The following is a 15,769-nucleotide window of genomic DNA, read 5'->3' on the forward strand; positions in this document are numbered from 1 at the left end:
TGATTCTGCGGCGCCACACTATTCTCACTTACACCGCTTCAAGCAGCGTCAGTGCCGCATTGATTTTTATCCCCGGAAACTCGCGGGCGGTGGCGGAGAGCTGGATGGGACTTGTTGCTGTTGCTCCCAAACCGCCGATGGCTCCGTTGCCGTCAATTTTGTCACACCGCATACATGTTTATAAACTCGTTGCAAAAAGAATCCCTGTATGTCAAAGAGTTGGAAAAAATAATTTCTAATTATTGCTAATAAATTAGCATGAACTGATTGTGAGGATTTCACATGGCTTCTCCGGATAAGCCTTTGTTCCTGCCAAGCCTCGTAAGGTTTTTCAAAGATTTTGGTCCTGTCATTGCATTTATAGTAGCGGTGTCTGGCGGTACATACGTGCTGGGTCGAAATAATTATAGCGATGAGATTCAAACCCTCAAAAAACAAAATGAAAGCTATGAAAAGGCGGTGCAGCACAATCTTCCCGAAAGTGTAAGCAAGCTTTCCGCAATTTCCGACCAGCTTAATTCTATAACAGGGTTGATTTCTTCAAAGGTTAGCGATGAGGAATTGAAAGAGCTTAAATTTAAAATTGATCAGCTTTCGAAAGACAAAAATGTATTATCTGAAGAAATTGTAAGGCTGCAAAATAGTCTTTCCAAGTTTTTAGATGATACAAAAAAACTTACTATTGAAAGAAATAAAACTGGTTTTATTATGCAAGATTTTTATATCTCAGTGGTTGAAATTGACAAATCTGGTGTAACTGTAAATTACACAAGCGGAACAGAACAGCATGATAATCAGCACATAGTCCTTGGAAAGAAGCTTGAGTATAAGGGTGATGCTGTTAACTGTACTGCTATTTTAGCGAGCTTCGAGGGTTATCCTTATTTTGAAGCGAAGTTTTCTACCCAGTGCGAATCAAGAGCGGCAAGCAAGTAGGGCTTTAACGCTGTTTTAATTAGCGGATGAATATTATGTTACGTGATTATTTTAAACTATGGCCCACTCGTGAAGAATATCTGCGATGGAGTAAGGTTTCAAAATTATCTTTTATAAGTACTTATATTACTATTATATTACTTATTTTTTCTGGTTTAAATTTTCTCTATTCGTTTTATATTGAAATGAGACTTGCTAGCATGCCGAAAGAACATTTTTTCGAGGGGCCATGGGATGAAAAAAAAGCCTCATCCCAATTTTTAGAGATATTAAGGGCTGCTGAATCGCATGATGCCTTTGCTTTTTCCGATAGTGATTTCGCGCGTAATAATCCTATATATAAAAAAGAAGATGGTGAGTGTGATTTTGATCAACTATATCAGTGTAAAAAAGGTAGTAGATATGCACATGGTGTTCAAGGATTTTATCATGTTTTAATGAATGGTGCCGTCTCGGTTATTGGTGTTGGATTCACTAAATTAGTTAATTTTGATTGTCATTGTTGTAGACCTGAATTTTCTATTATTGAGTATGTTCAAGAAGGTACACGATGGAAAATAAAGAGTGCTGATATAAATGCTTTTGAGGTCGGAGAATTTGGAATCGCAGATTGCAAGATAGATATAGTAAGTATTGGATATGGAGCTTTTGCAGTGCGAGTGAAATCTCAAGAGACACCTGGAAATGTGACACAAGTGTCAACTTGTTTGCTTTCAAAGATTAAAGATAAGTATACAAACATATTTGTTAATTTTGATGCGTTTATTTATAATAAATTTGATGGGAAATCTTATGCTTGTACAACTAATGCACAGATAGTTCGAGACGGACTGTCATACTATGAAATCAAAGTGTCAACAGAGGATAAAGACAAGAGATGTCCTAATTTTAAAGAAGTAACATATTTTTTTGATGGTGTTAGATATGTTAGCAAAGATGGGCGTGATCCATTCGAAGATTATGCATTTGAGCAGAGTATTTTTCAAATGTATGAGTAATGATTATACATACGCTAGGTGCAGTGTTTAGTTGCATGTAAACACCTTTTATTCTTTCAATTACTATTCACTATCTGCCCCGCCAAATACCCCTCAAGGCTCCGCACAGTAATCTGCAAGCCCTTGCGACTGCCGATGCGGAATGCCTTGAGGTGGCCGGCTTCAATCAGCTTGTATATCCATGAGCGTGAGCAGCTCTGTAAATAGAGAAGCGCGGCAGTATAATTACTGCCGCGCTTCTATTCGTAGTCATGTGTCTGACCGACTAAAACAAGGCGAGCTGTAAGTGATGGCACTCCGTCACATAGCAGAATGATTGTGGCGGAGTAAACTTTTTCTCCCCACTGTAGGGGTTAATTTCTTTTTTGTAACGCTTGGGTTTGGCTATTTCAATGGCAACAGCCTTGTTGCGCCCTTTGAAATACTCAAAAAAGAATTGAGCACTAATTCCCGCACTCTCTTTGGTTTTTTGCCAAAGGGAAGTGGGGGTGTCCTGCCATATGTTGGCAACTTCAAACTCCCCAACAATGCGCCCAACTGGAGCAGTGACGTAAACGATAACACTCGTCACATCCTGCGAGAACGCGGCCTTGCGGAATTCATAACCCTTTTCACCGGAAAAAATCTTTTCCGCGAATTCGGGCTTAATGGATAACAAAGCCTTCACTGATTCCTCCTAATTCCAAGGCCTTTTCAAAGGCCTCATCTTCCAGTTTTAGCAATCCATAATATGGGTGACTAGCATCGGAAGGTGATGGGACAACCTCATTTTCAACCAAATCGCGCAAAATTGGTCGTTTGGGAAAAGCGAGATTATACGTAAGTTTTACGGCGTATACTCCGTTTTGAGCGAACAGTCCACGCAACTTTTGCTCGTTGAATACGCTATACTTTTTGCAATATTTAACAAACTCATCAGCATCTTTAAAACTATTTTTAGCGCGGGCTTCATCAACGACGCACAGTGACGTTGCTACCGATTTGAACCAGGCTGAGTCAAAAGAATCTGGTGCTTGACAACGGTAGATGATAATACAATCACCTGATTTGAAGTGTTTAAAATCTTTATATCTTCCTACATAAACTTTGTGTATGCTGTTAGTATGGCTAACATCCTGAATAATCGAGGCCTGTTCGGTCTTTAATTTCGAATCTGGGAACAAGCTCGTATGAAATTCTGGACGAATTGCCATCAGCCATTTTTGTTGGTTGATACTATTCACCACGGGATAATCTAACTTCTTGTCACCTGAAAAATAGTTCATGTCTTTTACATAAACATCTTCTTCACCATTTGGTGTCTTTTTCGTTCCATATTTTTTGAAACCATATGTCTCAAGAATTTTAATTAGACCTTCATGTTCTGAAAATACCGTTACATAGGCTGTTTTAAGTCCTTGGTTCAAAGTTGCATCAACAATAATTTTTACAAATCTTTCACCCAATTTTGTCCCGTGAGCAATAATCTTAAATGTGCCAACTTTGAGGCAAGTTGTGTTTAGTGGTGGTGTGATGTCGGTAATCGGACCGTTTTCAACCTTCAAATAGAGGAATGCCTGAATTTTCCCTTTATCATCATAGGATACGTAAGCGGTTTCATTCGATTTTCGAGCAAACCAGTCAGAAAATTCTTTATATGCTGCCTTCAGGCTGTCAAAAAAAGTATCCGTTAGATCAATTTCGCTAAATTTTTTTACAATAATTGCGGCGTCGGACATATTTCCTCCCAATTAAAATAATATTCTCCGAATATCTGACAAGAGTCCAGCATCTTTCCCACCCGTAATGAACAATCGGATACCCAGTTCCGTGGCAACGATCTGTGCTTGGGCTTGTTCCGCTTCTTGATGACGCGCCATAACATCTAGCGTTGGTGCTTTTCCATCGCGTTTTAATATGCGCTCGTGAATTACTTCTGGGGGGGCCGCCAGCATAATCAATGCCGTTGTGCCAATCGCAGCAAATACATCCGTGCCGATGGGGTGCCACGCGCCATTGGAATCAATGATGGTTGTGTGCCCGTCTAAAATCAATTGTGGCAGTTCAGAAAGTTTATTCTGAACTGCGGTGATAAGTATTTGCTGATTGCCGCTCACATCCTTGACGCTCTTCCCTTGACCGGGAGCAGGGATAGCATCTTTTGCGGATTCTTTAATCAGGCTACTTGATGAAAAAGAAGGTATGCCCAAAGCTTCTGATAGCTTTTGGCAGAATGTGGTTTTACCGACGCCGTGAATGCCGCATACGAAGAGTACAGCCATAAGGGCCTCCATCTTTCGTGTAAAGTCAGCTATGAGTGACGGATTATTTTGTTTAAAACAAATTAAATAAATAGAAAAGCATTTAGGTACAAAGTTCTTAACAAGTTCATTGGATGCCGTTTACCGTCTGCTTCGCCAAATACGCTTCAAGGCTCCGAACGGTAATCTGCAAGCCCTTGCGGCTACCGATGCGGAAGGCCTTGAGGTGTCCGGCCTCTATCAGCTTGTAAACCCACGAGCGTGAGCAGCTCAAGAGTTCCGCAGCCCGCATCACATTCACACGCGCGCCGTCAGCGGCGCGGTCATAGGGCAAGTTCACTCTTTGTCTGGCCATGGTTGCTCCTTTCTCCATTCCTTGCGCGGTACCAATGCGGCGGGGCAAGCCCGACCGCATCCGCGCGGCGTCATTCAAAAGCGCGGCAGGCCGCGCGCCTCCGGTGGTATGCGGTTAGAAATCTGAACTCCGGCGCATGAAGCCCGGGCGGTTTACGGCGCGCTGGGGAGCCTCCCTCGCGGCCATGACACGTTGAGGCAACTCCCGCATGGCAGGCGCAACCTGTGGCAAATGACGCTGTGGAGCCGCACCATACTCCGGTTCAGGCAAATTGCTGTGCAGCTTTGGTGCAGGCCTGGACTTCTGCGCGGCCTCACGCTCAAGCAGCTGGTGCAGGCTGGGCAGCCACGATCCATCCACGCAGGCATGGGCCATCATGGAGCAGTCAAGCAGGTGGTTGGCCCGGCGCTTGGCCACCCACACCAGCTTGCCGTTGCGATCACGCTGCAGGCTCTCGGCAGAGAGCTGGTCGGCAAACATCTGGTCGGTATCCTTGTGCAGGGTGATGGGCTGCCGTGCGTCTTCTGCCAGACGGGCAAACAGCAGGCTCTTGAAATAATGCGTGTCCAGCAGATAGAGCCACAGCCCTCCCTGGATGCGTATGCGCGAGCTGGGGAAGCGGTCGATATTCACGGCCCGCACGGGGGTGACGCTCTCATGGCTTGCGCCCTTGCAGGCAAAGATGCGCTTGCCACCATACTTGCGCACCCAGCGGTAGACATCCTCGGTACGAGAGATGGCCTTGTCGTCTGACCTGGTGCCGCCAGAGTCTATGCCTGCCCGCCATATGCCCAGGTTGCGGCCGGACATTGGGCCGTCTTCCTCATAATCATACCGCGTTTCAAACAGCAGGGCATGCACGGCGTCCCAATCCGGCAACCGCCCGTAATCAACGAGCACAGAGGCCAGGTTGGGCTTCCAGCCCCAGACCGTGTACCAGAAGCCGCGCGCCTGACTGTCCACGCCTGCCGTGAGAGCCACCACATCGCCCGGCACGGTTCGCGCCTTCAGGTTTTTGTCGATCCGCTTCAAAATGGCGGTGGCCTCGGTTTCCTGCACCACGGCGCGGTAGGGCTTGGCCCACATGCCGTTGATGTAGTGCTGCTTGAGCGCCGGAGAGTCGGAGGCCTCGGCCCGCATTTTTGCAGCCACGATCTCCGACAGGCTGACGTTTTTGGAGAGGATCGCCGGGAGCACAAAGCCCACCTTGCGCGGATGGGGAACCGGATCAGCGGCAACCCAGCGCCCCATGTTGACGGCGCGGTCACGCATGTGGTCTGTCCACAGATAGCCGCACTTGCACCGGTAACGGCCCAGCTTGCGCCGCTCTACTTCCTGCGGGCTAACGCCTTTTTCCGTCACCGCCAGGTTATCCTCCACCAGCTCATTGTATTGCATGCAGGCCGGGCAGCGGGCCTCGTAGTGGCGCACCTCATCACACTCCTCCAGGGCAAGGACGATGCTGCACTCCTCACCACCAATGGGCTTTGATTCCCGCAGCACCTTACGTGTGTTGGAGTAGCTGCGGGTACGTTCCAAAAATTCCAGCGCCGGAACACCCTGCCCGGTGATCTGGCGGTACAGGGCTTCTTCGTCCAGCATCAGATCCTGAATGGATATTGACGCGCGGGCGTTGGGGCTTTGGGCGCTGGCCAGAAACAGGGCCGTTGAATCCCTGAACGTGATCTGGCCAGAGCGTTCCTTGGCCAGCAGCTCGCGCACAGGGCGGCTGGCCCGAAACATGGGCAGCAGCTTGTTGGAAACCACCTTGCCCAGGCTTTCATCATCCTGCATGGCCAGCATGCGCGGCCCCGGGCGCTTGACTACGCTGTAGGCCAGGGCCGCATGCATCACCAGCGTTTTGCCCGTCTGCGCGCTGCCGCACACGTCCACCTCTTCCACATCGGGGTGCGACCATGTGTCCATGATCTCCACCAGGTAGGGGTTCACGTCCTTGCGATAGCGCCCACCGGCATACGGGCCATCCTTAACGAGCAGATTGGCCGCAGCCCATTCCGACAGCGGTTCATAAGGACGCTTACGGAAGACGTGCCGCTCGCCATCTGTAAAGCGGATCTGCGCCATCAGTCTTCTCCAATATCCCCGGTTTCTTCCTCGTTGGCCACAAACTGACGGTCAGCCCCCCAGGCGTCCATCCAATCCGCAGTCTGTGCACCCCACCATTTCAGGAGGTCGGGCAGCTTGCTTTCATCCCCATTGACCAGGGCGATGATTTCGCCAGCCTTACGAAAGCCGAAGCTGTCCACCTCCGACTTGAAGAACATGGCCCGCGCTGCGAGATCCTCTTCGTACTGCGCGCGGGGCATCAAGAGGCCCTGCTCTTTTTCCATTTTCATGCGGGCGCGCTCTGCTGTAATGCGCTTCAGGTCGGCGTCTGCGGCAAGGCGGTTGACGTTGGCATCACTCAGTGCCCTGTTTTCCGCCTGCGCAGCTGGTGTTAAGTGCGCAGCCGCATAGGCCAACAACGCGCCGTCTTCAAACTGCCCCTCGGCATTTGTAGCCACCTTGCGGTCGTTGACATCGCGCCCGAACTTGCTTTTGGAAAGCTTGAAGCCCTGATCCTGCAAAAACTTTACGGCGTCCAGCTGGGTCTTGAGAATTTTCATGCCTGTTCCTTCATAATCGTTGCGCCTTCCAGCGCCATCTTTACCCACTGGCCGTTGCGACGCAGCCAGGTGAACAACGCGCAGTAGTCATCCAGCGGCCAGCGCTCATGCCCTGTGAGCGTGAAATCAATGCCATCAGGCACTGCCTCAACGCCCACGCGGCGCAGTATGGTCAGACTATCCAGGGGGCCAGCTGCCGTGGTCAGCAACGTTGATATGCCCGCTGCCGGACGTGGTGGCCTACGCTTTTTTTGCGCAGGCGGCGTGGCTGCGGCCACTGGCTGCGATTCGGGCACTTCGATCGGCGGCGCGGGCTGCTCCACACATGGCTCTACCCACTCCGCCCTATTTTCGCGCGCCCCTTCCTGCGAGGCCATGTCAGGCGCTTGTCCTGCAGGCATGGCAAGCAGGAGGCCCTCTGGAATGCCCGCCTGTACCCACAGACGCAGGTCGAGGCCTGCGCCAAATGCTTCGCCCGCATCCTTGCCCATCGGCACCGGCCAACGCTTTGCACGGGGGAATGTGGCCCGCCAGCGGGGCCAGCCCTCGGCACCGGCCTTGTCGCAATCCAGCGCCACCAGAATGCAGCTGGCATTCTTCAGCCGCTCGTATACGGCGGTGGACATATTCCGGATGTTGCTGGTCATGGACGCCAGGCAGCTGGTCAGGTCACCGGCAACAGCGTGGAGCATGTAGGAATCCATCTCGGTTTCCTGCACCACCACCACGCCCGTATCGTGCTGCGCCGTGCAGGGCAGCCACAGCAGATCCATGCTGCTGCCCTCGACAACGTGGTATTTGTGATCCGGCCGGAACTCTTGCCGGTCGACATCCAGACGCCGGATGCGTACCCGCTCGATAAGGTCAACGCCGTCCGGCCCAGGCATGATTTGCGGCACTATGATGCCGCGCGGCAGCCACAGCTTTTTGGGTTTGCCGTTGTCCTTGAGCACCGAGGGCAGGCCCCAGCTCTCACGCGGCCGGATGATGCAATTCTTGCCGCGTTCGCCCGGGTTGAAACCCAGGCGGTAGCGCTGGACTGCGTCTGCATCCAGCCCGCGCGCCGCCAGCCAGGCCATATGCTCCGGCGCGCGCAGCAGGCACTCTGTGCCCCAGGTCACCAGTTTGGCGGCGTGGGTCTGCCACTTGCCGCGGTCAACACCATCCAGCTGGCCAAGCTGACCGCTCACGGCCTGGAAAGGTTCAACAATTTTTGACTTGGGTATCGCCGGGGCCTTCAGATTGGCCACCGGGGCCACGCCAACGCGCTTGCAGGCATCGCCGTAGCTCATGCTGGCGTAGTCGCGCAGCAGCTGGATGCCATCGCCTTTGACGTCGCACTGGCGGCACCAGTAGTAGCCGCGCCCTTCCTGCTCCTCGGGCCAGATGCTGCAACGGTCTTTTCCACCGCAGCAGGGGCAGGCCGAGGCCCATTCCTTGGCGGTTTTTTTGGCCGGGTTGAACCCAAGCTCACGAAAAAGGTCAACAATATCTGCTGGCATGCTGTTTTTCCTAAAAAGTCCTAATGTCCTGTAAAAAGTCCTGCTTCTATCTTTCTATTTTTATTTACTTTTTTAAGAACAGGACAATATGACAAAAACACGGAATAGGGTTCAAAACCCCAATTGTGTTAAACGCATTGGCCCCTCTAGGGAGTTGTCCTTTTGTCATGGCGCACCTATCCCACTAATATAAAAAAGAATTTTCGCAGGCCCTTTGCCCTCTGAAATGTCATGGCAAGAGCATAAGCTCCTGACCGCATGCCTATTTGGAGGCAGGGCGCATGAGTTCACCATCGTCAGAGAAGTCGTAGCCAAAGTAGTAGGTGTGCCCGCCGACCTTACGGCGCTCCACTTTGGCCGAGAGTTGACGGCCAAAAAGGTGCATTGAAGGCACGGTTTTGGCCGAAACGTACTTCTTGTGCCAGACCTGGTAGAGTTCGTAGACCTCGGTGGCGCTGAGCCTGTACTCGCTATCGGCCGGTACCAGGCACTGGTCGATGAAGAGCTGCATGGTGTCTTCATCGACGCGGTAGTCTGCCGTCCACTGCGTGATGGCCACCGGAGGGATGAGGCCATCTTTCTGGAACTTGAGGCAGCCGTTGACGAGCCAGGCGAGAATGCCCGGCAGCTCATCCTCCAGCAGCGCCTCCAGCTTGGGGTTGCGCGGGCGGTCGTATTCGCCCTTTGGCTGATCCACAAAGCGGTAGGGGAAGTTGATCATCCGCAGACGTTCCCAAAAAGCGGAGTCGTGGGCAGGCGCGCGCGGCAGGAAATTGGTGAGCAGGAACAGGGTGTGAGTGGGTCGGAATTCAGTGTTCTCCCTGTCCCAGAGATAACGGCCAGTGAGTGAGTCCGAGCCGGAGAGTAGCTTGACCTGCGAGGTGCTGAAGCGGCGGTTTTCGTTGGTTTCCGAAGCCCAGACCACGCGCAGGCCGTTCAGGTTCATGATGGTGGGTGATGCAGAATCTGGGTCTTTAGGCACGTTGCGATCCAGCAGCATTTCTGCCGGAACTGGCCCCATGTATGGCCCAAGCACTTTTTTGAGAGTTTCCATGATGACCGTTTTGCCGTTACGGCCCCGGTCACCATAAAGCATGAGGAACAGCGGTTCGGTGCTCATGCCGGTGATGGCGTAGCCCAACACCTTTTGCACGTAGTCGATGACGCCGTCATAAGCGCCGAGGATCTCGGACAGGCTCTGCTCCCAAACAGGGGCCGGAGTATTCAGGCCTGTCCACTCCACAGGGCAAGCACGGCGCATGTAGTCGGATGGGCGACCAGGGCGATGTTCGCCCGTGCGCAGATCCACCACGCCATTGGTCACACCCAGGAGCCACGGATCTTTGTCCCACACATCGGGCTTGGTGATCAGCGGCTCCTGATTGGCCAGCGTGAACTTGATGCAGGCGTTAACGCCCTTGCTTGAGTTGAGGTAGCCAGACCGCTTGCGCAGACGCTCGGCGGCTGCAGCAAACTTTGTTCCCAGGGCTTCATCGCCGGAGTCCACAGCATCTTGGGCAAGCTTGTCGTAGTGAGCTGCGATCTCCCGGTACTTGAGGCCCACTTCGTCCACAGACGCCTCGACACGATGGATGTGCGTTGGCTCCCACTGCTGGCCCGTCCAGCGATACCAGGTTTTGACTTCCGGAACGTAGACAAGCTTTCCCCGAAACAGGGCGCTGTGCAGTATGCCATCACCCTTTTCCGCAAAGCCTGCGCACTTGGCCACAAAGTCCGGCGTGATTGCCTCAGCTGGTGGGGTGTCTGCCTGGACGGTAGCCTCTTCTTCCTTGACCTTGGCGTTGACCGCCGCCGCCATTGCCTCCAGGGCGGACTTGTTATCATCCGTCATGACGCACCTCCACCACATGGGGGAGCGCGGCCACGAACACTTTCAGACTATTGCTGGCGCCGTTTTCTTCCCAAATTCCCACCGAACAAAACCCAAAAAATCCCCGACACTTCGGGGCCGGTAACCCGCCCCTCGAGCGGGGGGCATGGAAGGACCCGTGAAACAATTGTGGGCTGGCAGTCGGCCATGACCTTTTGCCCTGTCTTTCTTGAAGAAGGGGAGCGGGGAAGGGCGCGGGTGCGCCCCCCAGAGCGCCAGCTTCGCCGGCGATAAAGGATGCGCCCGCTACTGCGCCTAGGATATGGCTGTTGCGACCGTCACAGGGCCAGCTACGGCCCACAGTCTGGGTGCTAGAATGTGAGGGAGAGAGGAGGCCGCTGGCCAATCGTTGAGATGAGATATAGGCGGGCGCTCCCGCCCGAGTGCATGGCAGGGAGGAAAGGGCATAAGGGGAGATAGAGGAGGGCAGTGATAAGACACATTCAGGCTGATGCCTCAGTCTGAATGCAACTGATAAGGGAGATATAGCTATGGCACGAGTGGGCTGGATCGTACCGCCAATGGCCGTTGTACGGTTACATTTGACGGTTACAAAGCATCGCGAATTCGTGAGCATTATCGTGTCCCAAAGGGCACGCTAACACTTTGCTATTCAATGGCGGCAAGCGCATTCTATACGGCTTTCACGCCGTCGACAGGGGTTCAAATCCCCTTGGGGACGCCAATTGATTCCAAGAGGTTATAGTCAAAACCTCACCAGATACCCACAGGGGGTTAGCCCTGGGGGTTAGTTTTGAAAAAGGCTGCACTTAAGTGCAGCCTTTTTTCGTTTCCAAATAAGAAAGCCTGAATCATGTTCTCTACTCCGTGCCAGTTGGGATGAGTTTACCGGAAATCAGTCCCTGATTGAGGCGAACCACGTCCGCCTTTGCCCCTCCCCCCTGCCTCTCTTCTTTTTCATTTGTAAAAGAATCCTTTTTCCGCGAAAGCGCGGAAGGGGCAGGAAAGGGGTGACAACTTGCAGGGCCACGGCTTGCCAATGCGCTCGGGGCATCCGAAACTTCCGCGAAAGCTCCAAGGCTGTGCAGGTACCTGTCCGTGGTTGTCTGCTTTTCATGTCGTAGGGCGTGCTGGATGGCGAAGAGGCTCTTGCCCTCCTGGGCCAGAATGGTGGCAGCCAGATGCCTGATGGCATGAAACCCAAATGGTTTCACCCTGGCCTTGGCACAAAGCCTTTTCATCACGTGGGCTGCCGTTTTATAGGGTTGCCCAACGTGCGGCTCAACCGGGCAGGTGAACACATGGTTCCCTTTGCCCTGGCGGTATTGCCACAGCCAGAGCATGGTAGTGCGCACGTCCTCATTCATGGGCATTTCGTCACGTTTGGCCGTGCCTGTGCGGGTTTTGCGCGTTGTTAGCACAACAGTGCCGCGCTCAAAATCCACATCCTGCCAGGTCAACTTAAGCAGCTCGCCCTTGCGCGCTGCGAGGTTGAGAAAGCAGGTCAGCATGGCCTTCTCACGCTCTGGAGCCGCCTCGTAGACCTTCCAGAAATCCTCTTCCGGTGGAATGTAACGAGGAACCCGTATTTCCGCATACCGCTGGCAGGCCAGAAACGAATCCGGCATATCCAGCGGAAAGTGGTCGAGGTACGCTGCGCCCCATTTCCAGGCGGTAGTCAGAATTTTACGGTCTTTGTTGGAGCAGTTGGGGCCGCGCTGGTCATGCTGCCAGGCAAGATACTTGCGGGCCTTTTTCCTGTCGAAGGATTCAACTGTATCATCTGGTGACAGTCCCTTGGTTTGCTCAAGGTAGCGGATGAACCGCCGAAAGCCGTCACGTTTTTCTTTAAAGGTCGCCAGGGTGTTGCGCCGCTGGCATTCTTCAAGGTAGGCCGTTCCCCACTCAAGAATCGTCACCCGTTGGGGCTCGGAGACCAAAGGGGTCACTTTTTCCGGCGCAGTCGCGGCTTCTTCCTCCAGTTGCTTTCTGGTGGTTACTTCCCACGCTATGGCATTCCTCTCGTCGGCCTTGCTGCTGCCGAACCATTTTACCGCTGCCATTCTGCCCTGAAACCAGACCTGTCCTTTCCAACGCTTGGGGGAGCCCTTCTTCTTGCTCGTGAAGGTTGCCATTGAATATCTCCAATATGCGATTTTCAAGGAACCTTAGAGCGTGCCCAATCCGCACACCCCCGAATGCCGTATAATACCGCCTGACCGTTCGCACATCAAGGCGGAAGATCACAGCGACTTCTCTTGCTGTGAGCACTTTACCTATGGTATTTACTTGAAAATGTTCAGGCATGGTGGTTCCTTATTTCCACCGTATTGATATTTACGTTACAAACAATTCTGAATGATGGTCAGAGGTGTTTTTTATGGACAAGCTCCCCCGTTGTTTGTCGTTTCCAAAATGCTCCTAAAGAGAGGCTGAAATGGCTTCGATCTCACCAATGGCCGGAGATAGCAGTAAGCATTTGCGTGACACGTAACACACTAACTTCTATGAGAGACCAAGCATGGAACAGCTACCGCCAGATCTTACGGTGTCATTTCCAAGATACTTCTACGAGAATGATTATGGGAGCGGTATTGACATTATCTGCGGTTCTTTCATCTATAGCCATATGATTTTTCCGCGCGCGAACGAGAATGGGCACCGGTTGCGCTATCAGGCTTTGGCCATAAAAACGGCGCTCAAGGAACTGGAACAGCAGGATCCAAAAAATTACCCAGAGATTATGCATGTTGTTATTAAAGAGACTTTTGGTACTCACTCCACCTATTGCGATATACTCACGCAGGCATCTTTTCCCAGCAAGGGTGATGGGTCATTACAGTCACGTGCGTGGCAGGGAATACTAACCGGGCAGATACTGCAGGGCGTCCTGTCAACAGAAAAAACCCTTGAGTCAGTAGCGGCAAGCCTAAATCAAGCGCTTCTAATGAAGCCTCTTGAAGAGCGCGCAGATATTTCCTGTCCTTCCGCTGACAATCTGATCAAAAACTATTGGGCACCCTTCAAGCCCGTGGCTCATTTATGGATGGCAATGCAATCCTTCACACTTCCCGAGGAACTTGATGGCATTGTGAGAATTGATAAAGCCATCAAAAATGAAACACAGGTAGTGGGCCGCGATGGATGGAAAGGCATCGTTGATGAAGCCGAAAGCATTCTTCACATGGCAGCGGGCTTACAGCGCAAGCAGACGCATAAAAAGCTTCTTGACCCGGAAAAATCATTCCGCCTGAAGCTCATATAACATACCTACATTTTTCAAGTGAGGCCCGCAGATACATGCTTCTGTGGGCCTCATCTTTTTTGCGCACTACTCTTTACGCCATAAAGAGGTGCATTAGCAAAACTGCGACTGTACGTTCTTCTAAACGGAGGGCGTGCAGTGTTTTTTTGTACCCACAAATTTTCTTTACTGATGAAAATCCCGCAAGGGCACGCTTCGCGGTTTGCGTGCGCGGGGGCTGCGCCCCTCGACCCCGCGATGCAAAACGCACAAGGGCTGCCAGGGGTAGGCTGTGGCGATTTATCATCTTCACATGCAGACCATCAGCCGTGCAGACGGCAGAAGCGCGATAGCCGCCGCTGCCTATAGGGCTGCGTCTCGCCTGACGGCTGCTGATGGCCGTGTGTTCGATTTTCGGCGCAAGCAAGGGGTGGTGGCGCGACAGGTTTTTGTGCCTGAAGGTTGTCCCCCCATAAGCAGACAAGACTTGTGGCTGTTGGCGGAGAACACTGAAAAACGCAAGAACTCCACACTGGCTCGAGAGATGGATATGGCCATTCCTGTGGAGCTGAACAAGGAGGAGCGGTTCAAGCTTACGGCCAAATTTTGCCGCTGGCTTGCTCAGGAATATCAGGTGGCAGTGGATTGCTGCATGCACAGAAAGGACAAAAATGACCTGCAGGAAAATCCGCACTTGCACGTCATGTTCACGACTCGCCGCTATTCGCAGGAGGGGACGTTGGGCGCAAAAACGCGAGAGCTCGACGATCTGAAAACGCGGACGACACATCTTCTGCACGTTCGTGAAAAATGGGCGGATTTCTGCAACGAGTATCTCCAACTTTATGGAGAAACAATCGATCACCGCTCCTTCAAAGACCAAGGAATTGATTTGTTGCCGCAGATACATGTGGGGTCTGCGGCAACAACAATGACACGACGTGGTTTGAAAACAGAGCGAGGCGTACTCAACCGGGCTATTCAGGGCAATAATTCTAGCATCATACAACTACAAGAGGAGATTGAAAATGTCAGATATTTGGGAAGCGAAAGTAGCAGAGAACGTTCAACGAGAATTGACGAATATGCAACCCCGCATAGCAGCTTATTTGAAAAAACTGGTGAAGGAGGAAGCAAACAACGATTGGGGGCGGGCCTTGGCAGTGGTGGATTTGGTTCACAAGGAATTATTGGAGGTAGAAGCTCAACTACAAAATATGGGCAAGGGAGCAATTCCGCCATCTCATTCGGTGCAGAATCTGGTGGCACGTCTGGAAGCACTGGAGCAAGACCATGCACAGTTGAAGACAGACGTCCGGCTTCTGCAGCCCTTACAACCAAAACAGAACGGCTAGCGGCCCTGGAGGCCCTGACACAAAGTTGTGTCAGGGCCTCCGGAAAAATTCAAGCGGATATTCATGCCCTGGTTGAGGCAGCAAACTTGCGCTGCCTTGAACACAGCATTCGCCAGCACCAAGTGCAACTTCTTAAGAAGCGCAGCACTGAAGTCTTGGTGGAATGCGGATCTGTTATCAAGGAAATTCTTCATGCTGTGGATAGGGTCAACGCGCAGGCAATCCATCAGGCGCACTTGATCTCCACACCCCATCCTTCATCGCGCTTAAGTGCCCTTGCTGAAAAAACCGCGAGCATCATTTCGGTCAGCCATAATATTCAACAGGAAATTCTGGCGGCTGTTGATCGCAGTAACGTTCAGTATATTCAGGACTACCTGAATAAAACACGCCTCAGACAACTCAAGGCGTCCTGTCTAAACGTATGTGTTGAATGCGGCTCCGTGGTCCGTGAAATTTTTGAGGCTACTGACAGGCTGGATGCTCTGTTCATGGAACAATGGCTTGCCCGGCCCAGCACAACAAAAACTACGGATGAGCAAGGTGCGCACCGGATTCTGCCCTTACACAGCCCCGGCATACATAGAATGAGCTTGGAGAATCCTGAACCGCCCCAACGGGCAGAGCACAATGGTGTGATTCGGATAAATTTTGATGCGC

General features: G+C 52.0%; 14 protein-coding genes. 4 read left to right on the plus strand and 10 right to left on the minus strand.

Features of this window, described 5'->3' with window-relative positions:
- Window positions 1-28: 28 nt before the first annotated feature.
- Window positions 29-172 carry a hypothetical protein gene (locus VEZ52_RS10075; RefSeq protein ID WP_215648164.1) on the minus strand — a complete coding sequence of 48 codons (144 nt, stop codon included), beginning with the start codon at window positions 170-172 and terminating at the stop codon, window positions 29-31.
- 110 nt (window positions 173-282) lie between these two features.
- Here VEZ52_RS10075 and VEZ52_RS10080 point away from each other — a divergent pair, with 110 nt between their 5' ends.
- Window positions 283-936: an ELKS/Rab6-interacting/CAST family protein gene (locus VEZ52_RS10080; protein ID WP_215648165.1), complete on the plus strand. Its 654-nt coding sequence runs from the start codon at window positions 283-285 to the stop codon at window positions 934-936.
- A gap of 35 nt (window positions 937-971) precedes the next feature.
- Entirely contained in the window at window positions 972-1,934 is a 963-nt protein-coding gene (locus VEZ52_RS10085; RefSeq protein ID WP_324836691.1) for a hypothetical protein, read from the plus strand.
- Between the two features lie 265 nt (window positions 1,935-2,199).
- Here the strand turns inward: VEZ52_RS10085 and VEZ52_RS10090 are convergent, their stop codons facing one another.
- From VEZ52_RS10090 to VEZ52_RS10130, 9 genes are all read right to left on the minus strand, one after another.
- Window positions 2,200-2,601 (minus strand): ASCH domain-containing protein, encoded by a 402-nt coding sequence (locus tag VEZ52_RS10090; protein WP_215648554.1) that lies wholly within the window; start codon window positions 2,599-2,601, stop codon window positions 2,200-2,202.
- Entirely contained in the window at window positions 2,579-3,652 is a 1,074-nt protein-coding gene (locus VEZ52_RS10095) for a hypothetical protein (RefSeq protein WP_215648556.1), read from the minus strand. Before VEZ52_RS10095 ends, VEZ52_RS10090 begins: the two co-directional genes overlap by 23 nt.
- 12 nt (window positions 3,653-3,664) lie before the next feature.
- Complete coding sequence (locus tag VEZ52_RS10100; RefSeq protein ID WP_324836692.1) at window positions 3,665-4,195, minus strand: ATP-binding protein; 531 nt, start codon at window positions 4,193-4,195, stop codon at window positions 3,665-3,667.
- Window positions 4,196-4,301: 106 nt separating this feature from the next.
- Entirely contained in the window at window positions 4,302-4,529 is a 228-nt protein-coding gene (locus VEZ52_RS10105) for a helix-turn-helix domain-containing protein (protein ID WP_215648560.1), read from the minus strand.
- Window positions 4,530-4,643: 114 nt separating this feature from the next.
- Entirely contained in the window at window positions 4,644-6,614 is a 1,971-nt protein-coding gene (locus VEZ52_RS10110; RefSeq protein WP_324836693.1) for a terminase gpA endonuclease subunit, read from the minus strand.
- Complete coding sequence (locus VEZ52_RS10115) at window positions 6,614-7,156, minus strand: hypothetical protein (RefSeq protein WP_324836694.1); 543 nt, start codon at window positions 7,154-7,156, stop codon at window positions 6,614-6,616. Before VEZ52_RS10115 ends, VEZ52_RS10110 begins: the two co-directional genes overlap by 1 nt.
- Entirely contained in the window at window positions 7,153-8,658 is a 1,506-nt protein-coding gene (locus VEZ52_RS10120) for a primase-helicase zinc-binding domain-containing protein (RefSeq protein ID WP_324836695.1), read from the minus strand. Before VEZ52_RS10120 ends, VEZ52_RS10115 begins: the two co-directional genes overlap by 4 nt.
- Window positions 8,659-8,920: 262 nt before the next feature.
- Complete coding sequence (locus tag VEZ52_RS10125; protein ID WP_324836696.1) at window positions 8,921-10,510, minus strand: phage/plasmid primase, P4 family; 1,590 nt, start codon at window positions 10,508-10,510, stop codon at window positions 8,921-8,923.
- 860 nt (window positions 10,511-11,370) lie between these two features.
- Window positions 11,371-12,645, minus strand: coding sequence for a site-specific integrase (locus VEZ52_RS10130; RefSeq protein ID WP_324836697.1), 1,275 nt, complete (start codon window positions 12,643-12,645; stop codon window positions 11,371-11,373).
- 386 nt (window positions 12,646-13,031) lie between these two features.
- Here VEZ52_RS10130 and VEZ52_RS10135 point away from each other — a divergent pair, with 386 nt between their 5' ends.
- Window positions 13,032-13,775: a hypothetical protein gene (locus VEZ52_RS10135; protein ID WP_324836698.1), complete on the plus strand. Its 744-nt coding sequence runs from the start codon at window positions 13,032-13,034 to the stop codon at window positions 13,773-13,775.
- A gap of 292 nt (window positions 13,776-14,067) precedes the next feature.
- The coding region (locus VEZ52_RS10140; protein ID WP_324836699.1) for a MobA/MobL family protein at window positions 14,068-15,769 on the plus strand (1,702 nt) is incomplete at its 3' end.

It is taken from the genome of Desulfovibrio sp., from assembly GCF_035644575.1.
Lineage (GTDB): Bacteria > Desulfobacterota > Desulfovibrionia > Desulfovibrionales > Desulfovibrionaceae > Desulfovibrio.